We start from the raw sequence: 18,857 nt of genomic DNA, 5'->3' as shown, positions 1-18,857 counted from the left end.
AGTCGGCCAACTCCGAAAGCCTGGAGAGGCGGTCAGGCCTCGATGTGTCATCCCCGTTGCCACGCATGCAACAGAAGCTGTCACGTCGGGTTTGGCACCAGCAACGAGAAAATCGGGCAAAGCGGGGAGTGTGACGTACCCGTCACCGGCAAGCGACGAGCCCGGACGAGTACGAAGCGGTGGCTGCGACGCCGAGCGGCCCGAGTGCTTCCGCTTCGCGCCCGTCTGGGCGCAGCCGAAGCGGCACTCGGGCCGCCGGTTTCAGCCTCCGCCTCCGTGGAGGAGCAAGGGGCTCTCACGGAGGCGAATGGACGTCAGGAGCGCGGAGGCGTCAGAGGACGACGACCGCCGCCCTGATGTCCCCCTTGATGCTGACGTCGACGTCGAGGTCCACGTCGAGGCCGGCGCGGGCCTTGAGCGTGGCCTTGATCTCGGCCTCGACGACGGCCTCCACTTCGGCGTCGGCCTCCACGTCAGCGTCGGAGGCAACGGCCAGCCGGATGGCGATGCCCCGCAGGTCGACCCGCGCGTCGGCGGCGACCGTGACGTCCACGTCGAGGCGCGCCTCGAGAACGGCCTCCACGTCGGCCGTGATGGCCGCCTCGAGCGGTGTGACGGCCTGCTGCCCGGCCGAAGCCGTCGCGGGCGACGAGACGGCCGCGGCCAGGGCGGTGGAGGACGCGCCGAGCGTGAGGGCGAGAGCGGCGACAGGAACGACCGTGGTCTAGAGAGCCTTGCGGGCGGTGAGCGGCATGCTGTGAACCTTTCGGCGGAGAGAAACACAGTGGTGGCCCCCCGGGTCGGACGGGCCAGCCAGATGGTTTCCTCACCTGCGGCTTTCGCCACGGGCCGGGGCGTGAATACGCTGGTTAGGGTGAACGGCCGGAACGGCCTGGACGCGACGCCGGTACCCGGCCGACTCCGTACGGTCCCGGCCGGGGCGTCGGCGGCCGCTCGTATGCTCGACGCATGACCGATCACCAGGGCGGACCAAGTTCTTCAGTACGGCCCACAGAGAATGCGATGCGCCGCGCGCTGAAGCGGGCCAGGGACGGGGTCGCGCTCGATGTGGCCGAGGCCGCCGTGCTGTTGCAGGCGCGGGGGGCCGACCTGGAGGACCTGGCGGCGTCCGCCGCGCGCGTGCGGGACGCGGGGCTGGAGGCCGCCGGGCGCGCCGGGGTCATCACGTACTCGAAGAGCGTGTTCGTCCCGCTCACCCGCCTGTGCCGGGACAAGTGCCACTACTGCACCTTCGCGACCGTCCCCGGCAAGCTCCGGCGCGCGGGCCACGGGGCGTTCATGTCGCCGGACGAGGTGCTGGAGATCGCCCGGCGCGGAGCGGCGGCCGGCTGCAAGGAAGCGCTGATCACGCTCGGGGACAAGCCCGAGGACCGCTGGCCCGAGGCCCGCGAATGGCTCGACTCGCACGGGTACGACGACACGATCGCGTACGTACGGGCCATGTCGATCCGGATCCTGGAGGAGACCGGGCTGCTGCCCCACCTCAACCCCGGGGTGCTGTCCTGGACCGACTTCCAGCGGCTGAAGCCCGTCGCGCCGTCCATGGGCATGATGCTGGAGACGACCGCGACCCGGCTGTGGTCCGAGCCGGGCGGCCCGCACCACGGCTCGCCCGACAAGGAGCCGGCTGTGCGGCTGCGGGTGCTGGAGGACGCGGGACGCAGCTCGGTGCCGTTCACGAGCGGGCTGCTCATCGGGATCGGCGAGACGTACGAGGAGCGGGCCGAGTCGCTGTTCGCGCTGCGCCGCGTCTCCCGCGCGTACCACGCGATCCAGGAGCTGATCCTGCAGAACTTCCGTGCCAAGCCGGACACGGTCATGCGGGGCATGCCGGACGCCGAGCTCGACGAACTCGTCGCCACCGTGGCCGTGGCCCGGCACATCATGGGGCCCTCCGCCTGTCTCCAGGCCCCGCCGAACCTGGTGGACGCCGAGTACGGACGGCTCATCCGCGCCGGGATCGACGACTGGGGCGGCGTGTCCCCGCTGACCCCCGACCACGTCAACCCCGAACGGCCCTGGCCGCAGATCGACGAGCTCGCGGCGCGGTCCGCCGCCGAGGGGTTCGAGCTGCGCGAACGTCTCTGCGTGTACCCGGAGTTCGTGCGGCGCGGCGAGCCGTGGCTCGACCCGCGGGTGCTGCCGCACGTACGGGCACTGGCCGACGCGGAGACCGGTCTCGCGAAGACGGACGCGTTCCCGGCCGGCCTGCCGTGGCAGGAGCCCGACGAGGGCTTCACCGCCACCGGCCGCACGGACCTGCACCGGACCATCGACACCGACGGCCGCACCCACGACCGCCGTGACGACTTCGACCACGTCTACGGCGACTGGGACGCGCTCCGCGAGGCCGCCGCGCCCGGCATGGTGCCGCAGCGCATCGACACGGACCTGAAGGCTGCCCTCGGCACCGCCGCCGACGATCCCACCCGGCTCACGGACGACGAGGCCCTCGCACTCCTGCACGCCGACGGCCCCGCCCTCGACGCGCTGACCCGCATCGCCGACGAGCTGCGACGTGACGTCGTCGGCGACGACGTCACCTACATCGTCACGCGGAACATCAACTTCACCAACGTCTGCTACACCGGCTGCCGTTTCTGCGCCTTCGCCCAGCGGCGCAGCGACGCCGACGCCTATTCGCTCTCGCTCGGCCAGGTCGCGGACCGGGCCGAGCAGGCGTGGGACGTCGGCGCCGTCGAGGTGTGCATGCAGGGCGGCATCCACCCCGACCTGCCCGGCACCGCGTACTTCGACATCGCGCGCGCCGTCAAGGAACGCGTGCCGGGCATGCATGTGCACGCCTTCTCGCCCATGGAGGTCGTCAACGGCGCCTCGCGTACCGGGATGTCGATCCGCGAGTGGCTGACGGCGGCGAAGGAGGCGGGCCTCGACTCGATCCCGGGCACGGCCGCGGAGATCCTCGACGACGAGGTCCGCTGGGTGCTCACCAAGGGCAAGCTGCCCACCGCCACGTGGATCGAGGTGGTGAGGACCGCGCACGAACTGGGCATCCGGTCCTCGTCCACGATGATGTACGGCCATGTGGACCAGCCCCGGCACTGGCTCGGCCATTTCCGTACGCTCGCCGGGATCCAGCAGGAGACCGGCGGCTTCACCGAGTTCGTGACGCTGCCCTTCATCCACACCAACGCGCCCGTGTATCTGGCCGGCATCGCCCGGCCGGGCCCGACCACCCGCGACAACAGGGCGGTCACCGCGATGGCCCGCCTCCTCCTCCACCCGCACATCACCAACATCCAGACCAGCTGGGTGAAGCTCGGCACCAAGGGCGCGGCGGAGATGCTCCGCTCCGGGGCCAACGACCTCGGCGGCACCCTGATGGAGGAGACCATCTCCCGGATGGCCGGCTCCGGCTACGGCTCGTACCGCTCCGTCCGCGACCTCACCGCCATCGCGGAGGCCGCCGGCCGTCCGGCGAAGCCGCGTACGACCCTGTACGGCGAGGTCCCGGCCGAGCGGCAGGACACGGCGCGCGCGTCCGACGGGCACCTCCCGGAGCTGCTGCCGCTGCTGCCGGAGTGAACGCCCCGCCCCGCCTCGCCGCCCGGCTCCTGCACCACGGGCGGCCGGGCCGGGATCACGTCGGGAACGAACCCGGCCCGCCCGCCCGCGCGCTCCTGGCCGTTCGCGGACGAATCAGGCGGTAAGCGGCGCCTGTCGGCGTCACGCGACATACCCGTGCGATCCCCACGGGGGTCCTTCCGTGCGCCCCGAGACGCCCTTTACCGTTCGATTACAGTGCTGGGCCGGGCAGGGTTCGTCCGGACGACGTGGGGGAGGAGAGCGGTGAGCGCAGCCACAGCAGTGTGGGGCCGTGCCGAGCAGCAGGACTTCCGCGCGAGGGTGCGCGGAGCGCTGCTCGGAGGCGCCGTCGGCGACGCGCTGGGCGCCGGTGTCGGCGGACTCACCCTCGACGAGATCCGCGCCGTCCACGGGCCGGAGGGCCTGACCGACCTCACCCCCGTCAACGGCCGCCGGGGCGCGGTCACGGCCGCCACGCAGCTCACGCTCTTCACCGTCGACGGGCTGATACGGGCGCAGGTGCGGCGTGACACGGGCGCCTGGCACCCGCCGACCGATGTGCACCGCGCGTATCTGCGGTGGGCCGCGACCCAGCGCGACTGGGGTCCCGACGAGCGCCGCAAGGACAACGGCTGGCTCGCCCACGAGGAGTGGCTCTACAGTCGGCGCAACCCGTCCCGCGACACCGTCACCGGTCTCGCTGACGAGAGCATGGGCACCTTGCAGGCCCCCAAGAACCCGACCGCGCGGGACGCGGGGGCGCTGGTGCGGTCGGCGCCGTTCGGTCTGCTGGTGGGCTGGGAGCCGCAGCTGGTGTGCCAGCTCGCCGTCGAGTGCGCGGCGCAGACGCACGGGCATCCGACCGGGTACCTGTCGGCCGGCGCGTTCGCCGTCGTCGTGCACGGGCTGGCCCGTGGCGAGACGCTGGACGGCTCGGTGCAGCGGGCGTTGGCGGAGCTGGCGTCCCGGCCGGGGCACCAGCCGGTCACGGACGCGCTCAAGGAGGCGCTCGGAGCCGTACGGCAAGGCATTCCGAGCCCGGCCCGGGTCGCCTCCCTCGGTGAGGCGCACCTCGCGGAGAACGGCCTCGCGATCGCCGTCTACTGCGCCCTCGTCGGCGAGGACGTCCGGCACGGGCTGCGGCTCGCCGTCAACCACGACGGCCCCTCCGAGGTGACCGGCGCGGTCTGCGGCGCGCTGCTGGGGGCGCTGCACGGGGAGACCGCGCTGCCGCCGGCGTGGCTGTGCGAGCTGGAGGGGCGTCCGACGCTGCTGGAGATCGCGGACGACTTCGCGATGGAGATGACCCAGGGCCCGGCGCTGCACAGTCCGACGGCGACGGCCCCGGGCTGGTTGCAGCGGTACCCGCGGGGCGCGGCCGAACTGACCTAGTCCCGGTCTCTCGCGTGTGCGTCGCCGGGCGATGACCGCGCAGCCGCATCGCATCGCAGTGCGGAGGCCGGCCGCTTTCGCCGAGGCCTTCGCCTGCGTCTCGAACCCGCTTCGTTTGAGCGATGAGTTCTGGCGGCGGACCCGGTCTGCCCTGGTATGACTCGAATCATCGCGGACATCTCGGTCTCCCTCGACGGCTTCGTCACCGGGCCCGACCCCGGCCCGGACAACGGTCTGGGCACCGGAGGCGAGGCCCTGCACACCTGGGTGTTCTCCGGCGACCCGGACGACCGCCGGGTCCTGCGCGAGGCGACCGCCCGTTCGGGCGCCGTCGTCCTCGGGCGCCGGCTCTTCGACGTGGTCGACGGTCCGAACGGCTGGAACGACGAGATCGGCTACGGCGCCGACGAGGTCGGGAAGCCCCCGTTCGTCGTCGTGACGAGTTCGCCGCCGGAGTCGGTGAGGCTCACCGACCTCGACTGGACGTTCGTCACCACCGGTCTGTCCGACGCCGTCCTCATGGGCGGCGGCGCCACCGTCGGCTCGGCGGTCGTCGCCGGGCTGGTCGACGCGCTGTCGCTGCACCTCGCGCCCGTCGTGCTGGGCGCCGGGACGCCGCTGTTCACCGGCGGAGCGCCGCGCACGCTGGTGCAGCGGACTGTGCTCCCGACGTCGACGGCGACCCACCTGACCTACGAAGTCGTCTGACGAGGTCGTCCGACGGCGTCGCTGCGGCGAGACCGTCGTGGATCGCCGCGGTGCCGGAGACCGCCCCGACGGGACGGTCACCCGCACCCCGGGCGCGTCAGCTGGCCGTGGCCTCCCGCTCGGGCGGGGCGGGGACCAGGGCCACCGCTCCGGTGTCGCCGCTGTCGTCGTCGTTGATCTTCGCCAGGACCTCGTCCCGCTCCGGTGTGTCCTCCGGCTTGATCCAGCCGACGACGACGTAGAGGACGAGCGACACCACGAGCGGCACGGACACCTGGTACTGGAGCGGCACACCGCCCTCGACCTGCCAGCTGATCGGGTAGTTGACCAGCCAGAAGGTGACCAGTCCGACGCCCCAGCTGAGCAGCGCCGCGGTCGGCCCGCTCTTGCGGAACCACGGCAGCAGGCCCAGCATCAGCGGGATCGCGATCGGACCCATGAGGCCCGCCACCCACTTGATGACGACGGTGATGATGTCGCCGAAGAACGGCGAATTGACCTGGGTCGCGATGGCCATCGACAGGCCGAGGAAGAGGAGCGTGGTCCAGCGGGCGGCGAGCAGCCCGAGGCGGGTGTCCCATTCGCGGGCCTTGCGTGACAGCGCGGGCATGATGTCGCGGGTGACGACCGCTGCGATGGCGTTGGCGTCGGAGGAGCACATGGCCATCGTGTGGGAGAAGAAGCCGACGATGACCAGGCCCAGCAGGCCGTGCGGCAGCAGCTGTTCCGCCATCAGCGCGTAGCTGTCGGCGGGCTTGTCGGTCTCGATGAGCAGCGGGGCGACCCACATGGGGAAGAAGAGCACGGCCGGCCAGACCAGCCACAGCACGGCGGACAGGACGCCGGAGCGCTGTGCGGACCTTGCGGAGTCGGTGGCCATGTAGCGCTGGGCCTGGTTCCACATGCCGCCGTTGTACTCGAAGGTCTTGATGAAGAGGTACGCGATCAGGAACACCATCATGTACGGGCCGGCGAGCGGCTTCGCGTGGCCCGCGAGTTCGGGCTCGTCCCACACGGTCCACAGGCTGCTGAAGCCGCCCAGTTCGGCCATGACGGCGACGAGCATGGCGATACCGGCGACGAACTGGATGACGAACTGGCCCAGTTCGGTGAGGGCGTCGGCCCACAGCCCGCCGACGGTGCAGTAGACGGCGGTGACGGCGCCGGTGATCAGGATGCCCATGTTGAGGGAGACACCGGTGAAGACGGAGAGGAGGGTGGCGATGGCAGCCCATTTGGCGCCGACGTCGACGATCTTCAGCAGGACGCCCGACCAGGCGAGCGCCTGCTGGGTGGGCAGGTCGTAGCGGTTCTTGAGGTATTCGAGCGGCGAGGCGACGTGCAGCCGCGACCGCACCCGGTTGAGCCGGGGCGCGAACAGCTTGGCGCCGATCGCGATGCCGATGGCGATGGGGAAGGACCAGGTGACGTACGACGTGACGCCATAGGTGTAGGCGATGGCCGCGTAGCCGGTGAACATCACCGCGCTGTAGCCCGACATGTGGTGCGAGATGCCGGACAGCCACCACGGCATCTTGCCGCCGGCGGTGAAGAAGTCGCTGACGTCGTCCACCCGCTTGTGGGACCAGACTCCGATCGCGACCATCACACCGAAGTAGCCGATGAGCACGGCCCAGTCGAGACTGTTCATGTCCCCTCCAGGGGGTCCGGGGTCCGGTCCGTCTTATGAACGCGGTTCATGGTCGGACCCGGCGGGGCGTCAGAACAACGGATCTACAGGTCAAGGCCGAGTAAAATCGTTCTTCTTGATGACTTGGATTCACATCCTTGACCGATAGAAGGGTGAAAAGGAGGCCGCACCGGAAGTGTGCCGGTGCGGCCCCGCCGCGTCGAGAGCGTCTGTCACCTCATCAGTTCGCCCGCGTTGACGAGCAGCGACTGGCCCGTGATCGAGCGGGCGCGGTCGGAGGCCAGGAACACGGCCGCCTCGGCGACGTCCCGGTCCGTGGCCAGGTCGGGCAGCGCCACCCGCCCCGTGAGCCGCCCGAGCACCTCGGCCTCCGGCACCCCTTCGGCGCGGGCGGCGGACCGGACGTACGCCCGTACCGGCGGCCCCCACATCCAGCCCGGCAGCACCGTGTTCACCCGGATCCGGTCGGGGCCGAGTTCTCGCGCCAGGGAGTACATCGCGGAGGTGAGCGCCCCCTTGGACGCGGCGTAGGCCGCGTGCCGCACCTGCGAGGGCGCGGCCACCGCCGACTGGGTGCCGATGAACACCACTGCACCGCCGCGCTTTTTGAGCCCCGGCAGGCAGGCGCGCGTCATCCGCAGTGTGCCGAGCAGGTTGACGTCCAGAACGCCCTGCCAGGTCGCGAAGTCCGCGTCCTGGAGGCCGCCGAAGCAGCTGTCCCACGCGGCGACGTGCACCACGGCGTCGATACGTCCGAAGCGCTCCAGTGCGAGTGCAGCCAGAGCCTCGCACTGCGTCTCGTCGGTGATGTCGGTGACCCGGTACGCGGTACGGGTGCCGCCGGGGTCGCTCTCGCGGGCGGACGCGGCCAGACTCGCCTCCGTACGCGCGCCGAGGACGGCGTTGCCGCCGTTCCCGACGACCGTTGCCGCGACCTGGTGGCCGAGCCCGGCGCCGACGCCGGACACGATGACGGTCCTGCCCTGGAGCAGCATCCGGCGCCTCCCCAGGCTGGCGGATTGTCTGACGGAGCGTCAGAGTAGGTCCGGGCGGCGCAGGAGGGAAGTCGCGGGAGGCAAGGCGTCGCGGGAGGCAAGGCGTCGCGGGGGGGCGTAAGACGTGCCGGGGAAGGGGAGCGCTGTGAGCGAGGACACCGGTGGCCAGGACACGCGCAGTGAGGTGTACGCGGAGCTGGCGGCCGTCGGCCCGTACGGGGTGCGTCCCGGCCACGCCCTGATCACGATGGTGGAGCCGCATCCGGGCCATGAGTACGCGTACAACCGCTGGTACGAGGACGACCACTACTACGCGGGCGCGATGGCGATGCCCTGGATCTGCGCGGGACGCCGCTGGGTGGCCACCAGGGACCTCCAACTGCTGCGCTACCCGGAGACGTCGGCGGTGGCGCAGCCGGTGACCGCCGGGTGCTACCTCTCGGTTTACTGGATCACCGAGGGCCGCTACGACGACCACATGAGGTGGACGGTCGCCATCAACAAGCGTCTGGGCCGCGACGGACGCGTACACCAGCAGCGGACCCATGTCTTCACGGCCTTCCAGGACCACGAGGCCACCGTCTACCGCGACGGCGCGGCCGGCCCGCGCGACCACCACGCGCTGGACCACCCCTACGCCGGCCTGGTGGTGCAGGTCATCGACGCCGACGGGCCCGCGCAGCGGGACCGGCTCCTGGAGTGGCTGCGCGCGAAACACCTGCCGGGGAGGCTGGCGGGCTCGTGCGCGGCGATGGTGACCGTCTTCCGCCCGACACCGCTGCCGGGCGACCGGATGACGTATGTGAAGCAGGTCGAGGGCGTGGACACCCGGCTGACGCTGCTGTGGTTCCTGGAGCAGGACCCGAGGGAGTGCTGGGAGGACACCTTCACCGGGCTGGACACGGCCGTCGGGGAGTCGGGGCTGGGACGGGTGGAGCTGGTGGCGCCTTTCGTGCCGACCGTGCCCGGGACCGACCGGTACGTCGACCGGCTGCGGTGAACGGGGCGGTGGCCCCGGCCCCTGGGGGGCATGGCCGAGCCCCCTCGGCCGGGACGGCGAACCAGTCGAGAGGGCCCTCGGTACTTTCGTGGTGTCCGGTGGCGTCGATCCGTAATCGTCGATCGCTCGCTGCGGGCAGTGACGCGCTCAGCCGAGGTGGAACGCGCCGTCACCCACTTCGTTCACGAACGCGTTCCATGAGTCGGGGACGAAGGTGATGGTCGGCCCCGCGGGGACTTTCGAGTCCCGCACGGAAACCGCCTGGACGATGGGGGACCTGACCTCGACGCACGCGCCGTTTCCGGTGGAGTACGAGGACTTCGTCCAGGTCTCCGTCGCGCCCTGAAGGATTGCCATGTTCGCTCCGCTTCCGGCAAGTGATGTGATTCGAGCCAACGTTCTCGCTGGCGTGATCGACGCTACTCGCCAAGTGCCGGGCGTGAGTCGGTCGTTCACTCGACCGGATGGCATATTCCGTGCGACTCTTCCGTCGCACGGCGGCTCTGGTGTACGGTTCCGCCGCCTACGTCAGGCCGGGCCCCCCTGGGCGTACTCCTTGGCGATCTCGGCAATGAACTGCCGGGTCTGCTCCACGTTCAGCGCCTGGGCGCGCAGATGCTCGTACATGACGCTGTACTTCTGCACGTCGTTGGCCTTCTCCAGATACAGGTCGCTGGTCACGCCCTCGATGTAGACGACGCTCGAATCGGAGGCGTCGGGAAACTCGAGGATCGCGTACTGCCCGTTGATCCCCGGGTGTGCGCCCATCTCGAACGGCAGCACCTGCACCGTGACATGGGGCTGCTGCGACAGCTCCACCAGATGCTCGAGCTGCTCACGCATCAGCGGCTTGTCGCCCACCTGCCTGCGCAGGGCCGCCTCGTCGATCACCACCCACAGGCGCAGCGGTTGCTCGGCGTCCTTGATCCGCTCCTGGCGGCGCAGCCGGACACTGACACGCTTCTCGATGTCGGTCGTCCCGCTCTCCGGCAGCGCGCCGGCGATCAGCGCCTCCGCGTACGGCCGCGTCTGCAGCAGCCCGGGAACCACCTGCGGCTCGTACACGCGCAGGCTGGCCGCATCGGTCTCCAGACCGATGTAGACGCTGTACGGGATGTCGCCGAAGGCGTGCCACCAGCCCTGCTGGCGCGAGTCCTTCGCCATCTGCATCAGCGAATCGACGATCCGGTGGTCCTCGACCTCGTACACCCCGCACAGGTCGCGCACATCGCGCTGGCTGATGGAGCGGCGTCCGTTCTCGAGGCGGCTGATCTTCGACTGCGAGACCAGCAGGCGCTCCGCCACCTCCTCGGCCGTCATGCCTTTCATCTCCCGGAGCCGGCGCAGCTCCTGCCCCAATCGGCGTCTCCTGACGGTGGGATTGACGTTGGACGCCACGGAAACTGCACCTCCTGCTGGGTAGCTGTGCGTATCTACTGCTGAGCAGATTGCCACCAATGGTGGTCGTCGCGCTGCGAAATGGCCACACACGCGAACGACGGCTGCTACGAGCTGCGGCAGGCCCCCGGTTGTCGGCGGCCGGGCCGGAGGAGGCAGGGCGGCGGCTGCCGGCTCCCGGGCGGGCGGGCGGACGGTGGTCGCGGTCGCGGCAGCGGGGCTGCGCGGCTGCGGTCTCGGCGACCGGGCGGGAGTGGGCAGGGCGGAGCGGCTGCGGAGGTGCGGCTTCCGGCTGCACGGCTCCCGGCCGGGGGCTGCGCGGGCTGTGCCCTGACATGCGAACGCGCGAGGCAGCGGTGTGGCTGCCCCGCGCGTTCCGCTTACGGCTTCCGGGCCGGCCGCCGGGGACGATAGGTGCGGCGGACCTGTGGTCGGCTGTGCGTCGTGCAGTCGTGCAGTCGTGCAGTGTTGCGGTGGTCGGTGGTGCGGTGCTTCGTCTGTGCTGCTGTCGGTACCGCGCTCAGTGTGCGGCGACGCGTGCGGCCATGCCGCTGCCGCGTCGCGGCTGCATCGGTACCGGCCCCGGCTGACGGCCGCTCGGGGCCGCCGGCTGGTTACGGCGCGGCTGGGCGGCCACACCGTTCTGGACGTCCATCACCGCGTGCGCGACGAGACCGCCCATCGGGTCGTGCCTGATGAGGTCCCGCAGACGGGACCGCGAGGAACGCCCTTCGTTGCCCGGGTACAGGTGCTTGCCGAGTCCGACCGCGTGGGCCAGCGCGGCGAGCGCCGCGGTCCGCGGGTCCGGCGGTACACCGGTGCGGATCGCACTGTCCAGCCGGGCCCTGATGTCCCGGCTGATCGCCGTCTCCGTCGCCTGGTAGCGAGTCGTCGGCAGCACTCCGCACATCTGGCCCGCCACGGCATGCACCATGCCGCACCGCTCCAGATGCGAGAGGTAAATCTGGCGCAGCCCCAGGCGGGGCCCGCCGATCCAGTGGACGGCCCGGACCGGACTGCCGCGTCTGCGCAGCAGCTCCAGTGCGGAGTCCAAGGTCGGATCTCCTGTCGGCCGTGGCATCACCACGGCGATACGATCCCCGTCTGGGGCTATCCGTCCTGCCAGAGCCAGCTCTACTAGCTGTGCCCCGGCCAGGCCGAGGTCGAGCGACTGCGGCTGCGCTGTGGTACCCGTTGCCGGGTCCAGAGCGAGCAGCAGAAGCTCCTCCGGAAGTGTTCTGCGGCTCCTGCCCATCCATGCCTCCCCGCGTGGATGAATGACAGGGTGACCCCTCTCACATTGGTCTGTCGAGAGTGCCTGGGTGCATTGTCATGGAACCGATAGGTATGTCGTTCTCGTCTAGCACGGGAGCCAAGCGCTCACACAGGACACTGGTAGATGGTTCGGACACGATGGGCTGGCGGCGTGCCGCCGGTTCGCGGCGTTCGTGAAGAGATACGCATGGCGCGTGGCACATGACTCATGGAGGAGGCACGGTGGCGGGCGAGTCCCCCGACAAGTCGGAGCAGCGGAGGTCGTCGGGGGAGACGACTCGGCAAGAGCGCGACCCGCGTCTCGCAGTGCTCCGCCAGACCGCGCAGGAGCCCGGTCCTGTCCTTGACACCCCCTCCGCGTCCTCGTCGATGACGGACGACGCCCCCGAGGACTCGTCCCCGGCGGCCGGCGCCACCCCTACGGGCAATGACGCGCGCCTGCGCGCGGCGGTTGCCGCATGGGCGGCGACGGCGGACGACGACACGCCGCCCGGCGGCGCGGAGGCCGACGCCCCGGCCGAGACGGACACGGACGCGGCGGAAGCGGCGGGCCCGGCCCGCGGGGGCGCCGGCGGGCCGGCTGACGCGTCGGCCGACGCCTCGGCCCAGAACGATGCCGTGGACGACGCCGCAGACGATGCCGCGCCCGCCACGCGCGCGGCGGGCGAGCCGGACGAGGCAGCCAAGGCAGCCAAGGCAGCCAAGGCAGCCAAGGCAGCCAAGGCAGCCGAGGCCGACGCGGAGCAGTCCTCCGCCACTCCCGCGAAGGACGGCGACGGGCCGTCCTCCCGCCCCGCCCCGGCGGGCGCCGAAAAGGGGGCGGAGAACGCCGCCCCCACGCCCGTGAGGCACCCGGCGACCGACGCCGCCGACGGGGCCGGCTCCTCGGACCGCATCGCGCAGAAGGCTTCCACTGACGCCGGCACCCCCGCCGCCGCCCTCGCCCCCGCTCCCTTCTCGTCGAGCGGTGCGGATGCAAAGAGCGAAGGCGGTGTCGATCAGCCGACGACGGTGTTCAAGGCACTGCGTCGGCCGCCCGTGGACCAGCCCACCACCGCGCTCAAGATGCCCTCGCTCCCCAAGACGGCGTCGCAGCCCGAGCCGAAGCCGGCGCCCGATCCGGAGCCGCGGCGCGAGCCGGAGGCCGACGCCGAGCGCACCAGCACCTTCGTGCCATTGCGCCGCGACGACGTGCATCCCTCACCGGCCCGGCCCGCCGCACCGACCGGATCGGCCGGCCCCGCCGCGACCGCGAGGCCCCTCCCGGCCGCGGCGGAGGCACCCGCGTCCCTCGCCGAGGCCGAGCGGACGCGGCAGCAGCCGATGCCCCCGCTGCCGCCGCTCGATCTGCTCGCCGAGCTGACGAACACCCCGCCGCCCCCTGAGACGCCGGTCCGCACGGCCGTCCGGCGGGTGAAGATCTGGACGCCACTGGTCCTGCTCCTGCTGATCATCTTTGCTGTCGTGCAGCTCGTACGCCCGCTGCCCGACCCCACGCTCGACCTCACCGCCCGTGAGACGTACACGTTCGAGGGCGGCAAGCTCGAGCTGCCGTGGCCCTCGGAGGGCCAGGGCGCGGCGGAGGTCGTCGGCGTCGGCAGCCTCGGCACGTACGGGGCCCAGAAGCCCGCCCCGATCGCGAGCGTCGCGAAGACGATGACGGCGTACGTGATTCTCAGGGACCACCCGCTCAAGGGCGAGCAGGTCGGCCCCAAGATCACCGTTGACAAGCAGGCCGAGGAGGAGTCCAAGGCGAAGAGCGAGTCGACGGCTCCGATCAAGGAGGGGCAGCGGTTCACCGAGAAGCAGATGCTCCAGCTGCTGATGATCCCGTCGGGGAACAACGCCGCCCGTCTGCTGGCCCGCTGGGACGCCGGGTCGGAGGAGGCGTTCGTCAAGAAGATGAACGACGCCGCCAAGGACCTCGGCATGACGAACACCACCTACACCGACCCGAGCGGTCTCAAGTCGAGCACGGTCTCCACGCCCCTGGACCAGATCAAGCTGGGCAAGGCGGTCATGGAGAACGACGTGTTCCGGGAGATCGTCAACATGACGCTCGTCGAGATCCCTGGCATCGACGGAAAGATCCGTAACAACAACGACCGTGCCCTTCTGATGGAGGGCGTCGGCGGCATCAAGACCGGCTCGTCCACCCCGGCCGGCGGCAACCTGCTCTGGTCCGCCAACGCCCTCGTGGACGGCGAGATCCGCCGCATCATCGGGATAGTGATGGGTGCTCAGGATGCTGCCCAGCTCTGGCAGAAGCTGGAGAAGGCGATCGACTACAGCATCGCCCTGATCCCGCCGGCCCAGCAGGCCGTCACTTCCGCGACGGTCGTCAAGAAGGGCGACGTCGTCGGCCACGTCGACGACGGCCTCGGTGGCCGCACCCCGGTCGTCGCCACGAAGGACCTGAAGGCCGTCGGCTGGTCCGGGCTGGACGTGAAGATCGAGATCGCCCCGAACGGCAACGCGGTCCCGCACTCGGCGAAGGCCGGCACGGTCGTCGGCCAGGTGTCCGTGGGTGAGGGCGTGGGCAAGGTCAGTGCCCCTGTCGCCCTGCAGCGCGACCTCGCCGAGCCGGGCATCGGGGCCAAGATCACCCGTCTCGGCTGACCGGACGCGGGCGTCCCGGGAGGCCGGGACGCCCGCGTGCTAGCGTCCCGGGGCAACTCGGGGCGCCGGGACCGCGTCTTGAACAGGAACGGGAACGAAACAGGGACGGAACAGGGGCAAGGCAGGCGCGCGGCCGGGCCGGGGGGACGACGGCGACGGCAGGAACAGGACGGGGAGAGCCGCAGTGACCACCGCTGAGCCGAAACGGGCGGACGGCAGCAGCACGGACGCCGGTACCGGAACCGGCGGCGCTGTCGGCACGGGTCCGCGAATACTGCTCCCCGGGCAGCTGTCGGCCTCACCCACCACCAGCCGGACGACGGCCTCGCCCTCGGCTTCGACCTCCATCTCGACGCCGACGCCGACGCCGACGCCGACGCCGACCTCGGCCTCGGCCTCCGTCCCACCGGCCGTGTCGCCGGACGTGGCTGCCGCGCCCACCCGGCTCGTGGCCGTCCGCGACCGACTCGCCCGCCACCCCGTCGCCCTCACGACGGCCGTCGCCGCGTTCGTCCACCTTCTCTGGTTCTTCTTCTTCGCCAACAGCGGCGGCGACATCGCGGCCCAGGACGCCTGGGCCGAGTTCGCCGGACGCCATCCAGACTCGGCGTACAACCTGGCCTGGTACGGCGGGATGCACCCCGTCTCGTACAGCGTGGTCTCGCCGTACGTGATGTCGCTCATCGGCGTACGGACGACCATGATGCTCGCGGGCACGGTCTCGTCCGCCCTGACAGCGTTGATGCTGGTCAGGTTGCGTGCCGTGCGCAATCCCGTGGCCTGCTCGCTCGTGGGGGTCTTCGCGTTCCTGTGCAACGCGCTGTCCGGCAGGGTCACCTTCGGCCTCGGCATGATGTTCGCGCTCGGCGCGGTCGGCGCCGTCTTCTGCTGGCCGCACGGCTGGCGTCACAACCGCTGGGCGAAAGCGGCCGTGGCCGCGCCGCTCGCCGGACTCGCCACCGCGGCCAGCCCCGTGGCCGGCCTGTTCCTCGGGGTCGTCGCCGCCGCGCTGTTCCTGAACGGCCGCCGCCCCGGCGCGTACGCGGTCGGGCTCACCCCGGTGCTGGTGGTCGCCCTGTCCGCATGGCTGTTCCCGTTCTCCGGCACGCAGCCCATGTCGATCCTGTCGACGTCGCTCCCGTTCCTCTACGGGGTTCTGGTCTTCGTCCTCGTGCCGAAGGGCTGGCGCACGGTGCGTACCGGGGCGGCGGTGTACGCGTTGGGCACGCTGCTGACATGGGCGATCGACTCGCAGATCGGGTCGAACGTGTCACGGCTGCCCATGCTCTTCGCCGGTGTCGTGCTGCTCGCCGCCCTGCCGTACACGGTGCCGCGCTCGCGCAAGTGGTACGCCGTCGTGCTCGCGGTCGTCGGCCTGAACGTCTGGATCGGCTACAAGGGCGTGGACGACATCGTCCGTACGGCCCCGACGGCGTCGTGGAACCGCGAACTCGCGCCGCTGGTCAACCGGCTCCAGGAGGTGGGCGCCGAGCGGGGCCGCGTCGAGGTCGTCCCCGCGAGCAGCCACCGCGAGGCGTCGGCGCTCGCGCCGTACGTCAACCTGGCCCGCGGCTGGAACCGCCAGGCCGACATGAAGCGCAACCCGATCTTCTACGACAAGGAGAACCCCCTCACCTCGGCCGGCTACCACGCCTGGCTGCACCGCTGGGCCGTCCACTACGTGGTGCTGCCGACGGGCGCGCCCGACTCCAGCGGCGCGGCGCAGGAGGCGGAGCTCGTACAGGCCGGTCAGCCCTACCTGACCCGCGTCTGGGGCGACGCCAACTGGCAGCTGTTCGCGGTGAAGGACCCGACGCAGATGGCGGAGCCGCCGGCGACCGTGGACCACGCGGGCGCCGGGGAGATGACCATCCGGGTGCAGAAAGCGGGCCGGGTGCTGATCCGTGTCCCGTACTCACCGTGGCTCAGCCTCGTCGACGGGAACGGCAAGGGCGTCGAGGCACCGTACGAGACGCCGGAGTCGCAGGCGCGGGAGGACGGGCCGAAGGAGTACGTCAACCCCAACGGCTGCCTGCTGAAGGCGGATGAGGACGCAGAGGGGGACGAATGGACCGAGCTCCTCGCCCCGCAGCCGGGCACCTACCGGCTCGCCGCGCCGTATCAGCTTCCGCGCGGGACGCCGTGTCCTGACGAGCTCCGCTAGATCCTTTTGCCCTTACCGGGGTTAACACCTGTCTCGTCCCGTGCTGCTCGTGCATAGTGGACCCGCTCGGCATACTGATCGGTCGGTCCACTGATGCAGGTGCGATTCCATGGCGTGCGAACAATGCGGCGACACGAGCCGACGCGGCAACGACCGCCGGCGTGGCAACGACCGCCGGCGTGGCGACACCGGCATACAGCCCTCCACAGCCTGCCCGGAGTGCCGGCCGGCGGCGCGGCTCTTCCTGCCCCACCGAGGAACGCTTCTGCTGGCAGGGCTGGTTGCGGTGGCGGCGCTCGCGTCGGCCGTCTCGGCCTGCGGGCCCGATCCGTCCGGGGCCTCCGACCGCAGGCCGGACGGTCGCGGCGCGGCCGACGACATCGGTGACCTGGGCGGCGCGCCCCAGCGCATCACTCCGAGCGACCCGACCGACCCGCCCAGCACCCCCGCCGCCTCCCCGGGCCGCGCCACCCCCAAGCCGCCGACGAAGACCGACCCGCCGCCCAACGACGCCCGGAGCCCCGCGTACTCGGCGTGGGCGGGCCCGGGGTGCGCGGGCGGCGGTCTGTACCGCGAGAACGGCCGCTTCACCGACGGCGCCGCCGGCTGGTACACCGTCGGCTCCGGCGGCCACCTCGGCGACGGCTGCGACGGCAGCTTCACGGCGGTCCCGATGTCCGGCAGCCGTACCGAGGACCGCGGCTCCACGGCCACCTGGTCCTGGTACGTCGGCAGCGGCTACCCCACCTGCTCGGTCGCCGTCTTCGTCCCGGACAGTGGCCGCGACCGGGATGTGGCGGGCGCGCCGACGACGTACCGCGTCCTGTCGGACCCCGACGACCCGGACAGCGCGCTCAAGGTCTTCGAGATCGACCAGACGCGGCTGCGGGGCAGGGGCCTTGTCGTCGAGAAGGTTCCCGTCCACGACCAGCGGCTGACCGTCCAACTCGTCGACAGAGGCTCGAACGAGGGCGGCGACGCGCACCACGCGGCGGCCCAGATGCGGGCGGAGTGCCGGGCCTGAGCCACGGACGACCACCTGCCATCCCGGTGGCAACCGGCCTGCTGCATAGTGTCCGTCATGGTTTGCGAGGGATGCAGACGCACGTCAGGTGCGTGCGAGACGTGCGTGGTGACCGCCACCCGAAGAACGGGCCGTCGTCGGGCAGCGGCACGCCCGAAAGCACTGCTGATCGCAGGTGCCGCCCTCGCGGTGGGCGCGCTGTTCACGGGCGCGGCGCTGCTGGTCGGCGGCGACAGCGGCGACGCCGTGGGCGAGCCCGCCGTGCCCGGAGCCGACCTCGAGGTCGGCGGCCGTCCCAACCTGATCACCGCGACGGACACGGCGTCCGATCCGAGCACCGCGCCCCCGACCCCCGCGTCCCGCCCCACCACCCGCCCGGCGCCGTCCCCCACGAAGCCCGCCACGCCATCGCCCGTGCGCTCCTCGTCCTCGGCTCCGGCCTTGGCCTCTGCTTCCTCCTCGCCCGCAACCACCGCTCCGGCACCGTCGGCACCGGCCCCGAGTCCCAGCACCACTTCGCCCGACGACTGGCGCGGCGACGACCACTGCGACGACGAGTGGGACGACGACGACCACAACGGCAACGGGAACGGCCGCCCCGACCGCGACGACTGCCGGTGACACCGGCTCAAGTGCGGTGCCTAGGACACCGACGTGCCGAACGGGTTGTCGATGAGGTACCGCCACAGCCCGTCCGGTCCGCGGCGGGCCACATCGGTGGCGGTTCCCTCCAGGTGGACGTGCTCGCCGTCCGGCCGGTGGCCCTCGATCGACCAGTCGACGATGAACAGGGCGATGTCGCCGGCGACGTACGTGTGCCTGGGGCGGACGGTGATGGGCAGTCCCAACGTCTGGAACGCGGAATTGGCGGCCATGAGCTCCGCTCCCGTGACGCCTGTGCCGGGGCGGGGCACGAACACTGCTTCGTGGTCATAGACGCGTTCCAGGGCATCGGGACTGCCCGAGTTGAACGCGGCAGCGAAGACGAGAGGATGTTGCACGGCGTCGGAGGTCAGGGTGACAGTGGGGTGGTGATCGCTCGCGGGGTTCCCATCGATGCTCAT

15 protein-coding genes are annotated in these 18,857 nt (G+C 71.4%); 8 read left to right on the top strand and 7 right to left on the bottom strand.

Annotation, left to right across the window (positions count from 1 at the left end):
• Nucleotides 1-331 precede the first annotated feature (331 nt).
• Nucleotides 332-583, bottom strand: a complete 252-nt coding sequence (locus OGH68_RS15425; RefSeq protein WP_264244496.1) for a hypothetical protein — start codon at nt 581-583, stop codon at nt 332-334.
• A gap of 386 nt (nt 584-969) precedes the next feature.
• On the opposite strand from OGH68_RS15425, the gene OGH68_RS15420 reads away from it, so the two are divergent.
• From OGH68_RS15420 to OGH68_RS15410, 3 genes are all read left to right on the top strand, one after another.
• A complete protein-coding gene (locus tag OGH68_RS15420) occupies nt 970-3,567 on the top strand; it encodes a bifunctional FO biosynthesis protein CofGH (RefSeq protein ID WP_264244494.1) in 2,598 nt (865 codons plus the stop codon).
• Nucleotides 3,568-3,831: 264 nt separating this feature from the next.
• Nucleotides 3,832-4,959, top strand: a complete 1,128-nt coding sequence (locus tag OGH68_RS15415; RefSeq protein ID WP_264244491.1) for an ADP-ribosylglycohydrolase family protein — start codon at nt 3,832-3,834, stop codon at nt 4,957-4,959.
• 156 nt (nt 4,960-5,115) lie between these two features.
• A complete protein-coding gene (locus tag OGH68_RS15410; RefSeq protein WP_264244489.1) occupies nt 5,116-5,667 on the top strand; it encodes a dihydrofolate reductase family protein in 552 nt (183 codons plus the stop codon).
• A gap of 97 nt (nt 5,668-5,764) precedes the next feature.
• Here OGH68_RS15410 and OGH68_RS15405 read toward each other — a convergent pair whose 3' ends face one another.
• Nucleotides 5,765-7,318 carry a sodium:solute symporter family protein gene (locus OGH68_RS15405; protein WP_264244487.1) on the bottom strand — a complete coding sequence of 518 codons (1,554 nt, stop codon included), beginning with the start codon at nt 7,316-7,318 and terminating at the stop codon, nt 5,765-5,767.
• Nucleotides 7,319-7,530: 212 nt separating this feature from the next.
• Nucleotides 7,531-8,313 (bottom strand): SDR family oxidoreductase, encoded by a 783-nt coding sequence (locus OGH68_RS15400; protein ID WP_264244486.1) that lies wholly within the window; start codon nt 8,311-8,313, stop codon nt 7,531-7,533.
• A 145-nt stretch (nt 8,314-8,458) separates the two neighbouring features.
• Here OGH68_RS15400 and OGH68_RS15395 point away from each other — a divergent pair, with 145 nt between their 5' ends.
• The gene (locus OGH68_RS15395) at nt 8,459-9,313 is read left to right on the top strand and encodes a hypothetical protein (protein ID WP_264244483.1); all 855 of its coding nucleotides are present in this window, start codon (nt 8,459-8,461) and stop codon (nt 9,311-9,313) included.
• Nucleotides 9,314-9,460: 147 nt separating this feature from the next.
• Here OGH68_RS15395 and OGH68_RS15390 read toward each other — a convergent pair whose 3' ends face one another.
• From OGH68_RS15390 to OGH68_RS15380, 3 genes are all read right to left on the bottom strand, one after another.
• Nucleotides 9,461-9,670 (bottom strand): DUF397 domain-containing protein, encoded by a 210-nt coding sequence (locus tag OGH68_RS15390; RefSeq protein ID WP_264244482.1) that lies wholly within the window; start codon nt 9,668-9,670, stop codon nt 9,461-9,463.
• Nucleotides 9,671-9,841: 171 nt separating this feature from the next.
• Complete coding sequence (locus OGH68_RS15385) at nt 9,842-10,711, bottom strand: helix-turn-helix domain-containing protein (protein WP_264244480.1); 870 nt, start codon at nt 10,709-10,711, stop codon at nt 9,842-9,844.
• A gap of 520 nt (nt 10,712-11,231) precedes the next feature.
• Complete coding sequence (locus OGH68_RS15380) at nt 11,232-11,966, bottom strand: GOLPH3/VPS74 family protein (protein ID WP_264244479.1); 735 nt, start codon at nt 11,964-11,966, stop codon at nt 11,232-11,234.
• Between the two features lie 221 nt (nt 11,967-12,187).
• Here OGH68_RS15380 and OGH68_RS15375 point away from each other — a divergent pair, with 221 nt between their 5' ends.
• The 4 genes from OGH68_RS15375 (at nt 12,188) to OGH68_RS15360 (ending at nt 18,414) form a co-directional block, all read left to right on the top strand.
• Complete coding sequence (locus OGH68_RS15375) at nt 12,188-14,605, top strand: serine hydrolase (protein ID WP_264244477.1); 2,418 nt, start codon at nt 12,188-12,190, stop codon at nt 14,603-14,605.
• 184 nt (nt 14,606-14,789) lie between these two features.
• A complete protein-coding gene (locus OGH68_RS15370) occupies nt 14,790-16,769 on the top strand; it encodes an MFS transporter (protein ID WP_413470986.1) in 1,980 nt (659 codons plus the stop codon).
• A 109-nt stretch (nt 16,770-16,878) separates the two neighbouring features.
• Nucleotides 16,879-17,793, top strand: a complete 915-nt coding sequence (locus OGH68_RS15365) for an adhesin (protein WP_264244475.1) — start codon at nt 16,879-16,881, stop codon at nt 17,791-17,793.
• Nucleotides 17,794-17,901: 108 nt separating this feature from the next.
• Entirely contained in the window at nt 17,902-18,414 is a 513-nt protein-coding gene (locus tag OGH68_RS15360; RefSeq protein ID WP_264244472.1) for a hypothetical protein, read from the top strand.
• Nucleotides 18,415-18,434: 20 nt separating this feature from the next.
• Here the strand turns inward: OGH68_RS15360 and OGH68_RS15355 are convergent, their stop codons facing one another.
• Nucleotides 18,435-18,857, bottom strand: coding sequence for a YybH family protein (locus OGH68_RS15355; RefSeq protein ID WP_264244470.1), 423 nt, complete (start codon nt 18,855-18,857; stop codon nt 18,435-18,437).

The sequence above is a fragment of the Streptomyces peucetius genome, assembly GCF_025854275.1.
Taxonomy (GTDB): domain Bacteria; phylum Actinomycetota; class Actinomycetes; order Streptomycetales; family Streptomycetaceae; genus Streptomyces; species Streptomyces peucetius_A.
This window is presented reverse-complemented; position numbering and strand designations above follow the sequence as displayed.

Coding starts and splice junctions, on each gene's coding strand:
- OGH68_RS15365 (WP_264244475.1), top strand. CDS start 16,879: ATGGCGTGCGAACAATGCGGCGACACGAGCCGACGCGGCAACGACCGC.
- OGH68_RS15380 (WP_264244479.1), bottom strand. CDS start 11,966: ATGGGCAGGAGCCGCAGAACACTTCCGGAGGAGCTTCTGCTGCTCGCT.
- OGH68_RS15375 (WP_264244477.1), top strand. CDS start 12,188: ATGACTCATGGAGGAGGCACGGTGGCGGGCGAGTCCCCCGACAAGTCG.
- OGH68_RS15410 (WP_264244489.1), top strand. CDS start 5,116: ATGACTCGAATCATCGCGGACATCTCGGTCTCCCTCGACGGCTTCGTC.
- OGH68_RS15400 (WP_264244486.1), bottom strand. CDS start 8,313: ATGCTGCTCCAGGGCAGGACCGTCATCGTGTCCGGCGTCGGCGCCGGG.
- OGH68_RS15390 (WP_264244482.1), bottom strand. CDS start 9,670: ATGGCAATCCTTCAGGGCGCGACGGAGACCTGGACGAAGTCCTCGTAC.
- OGH68_RS15420 (WP_264244494.1), top strand. CDS start 970: ATGACCGATCACCAGGGCGGACCAAGTTCTTCAGTACGGCCCACAGAG.
- OGH68_RS15355 (WP_264244470.1), bottom strand. CDS start 18,857: ATGAGCATCGATGGGAACCCCGCGAGCGATCACCACCCCACTGTCACC.
- OGH68_RS15405 (WP_264244487.1), bottom strand. CDS start 7,318: ATGAACAGTCTCGACTGGGCCGTGCTCATCGGCTACTTCGGTGTGATG.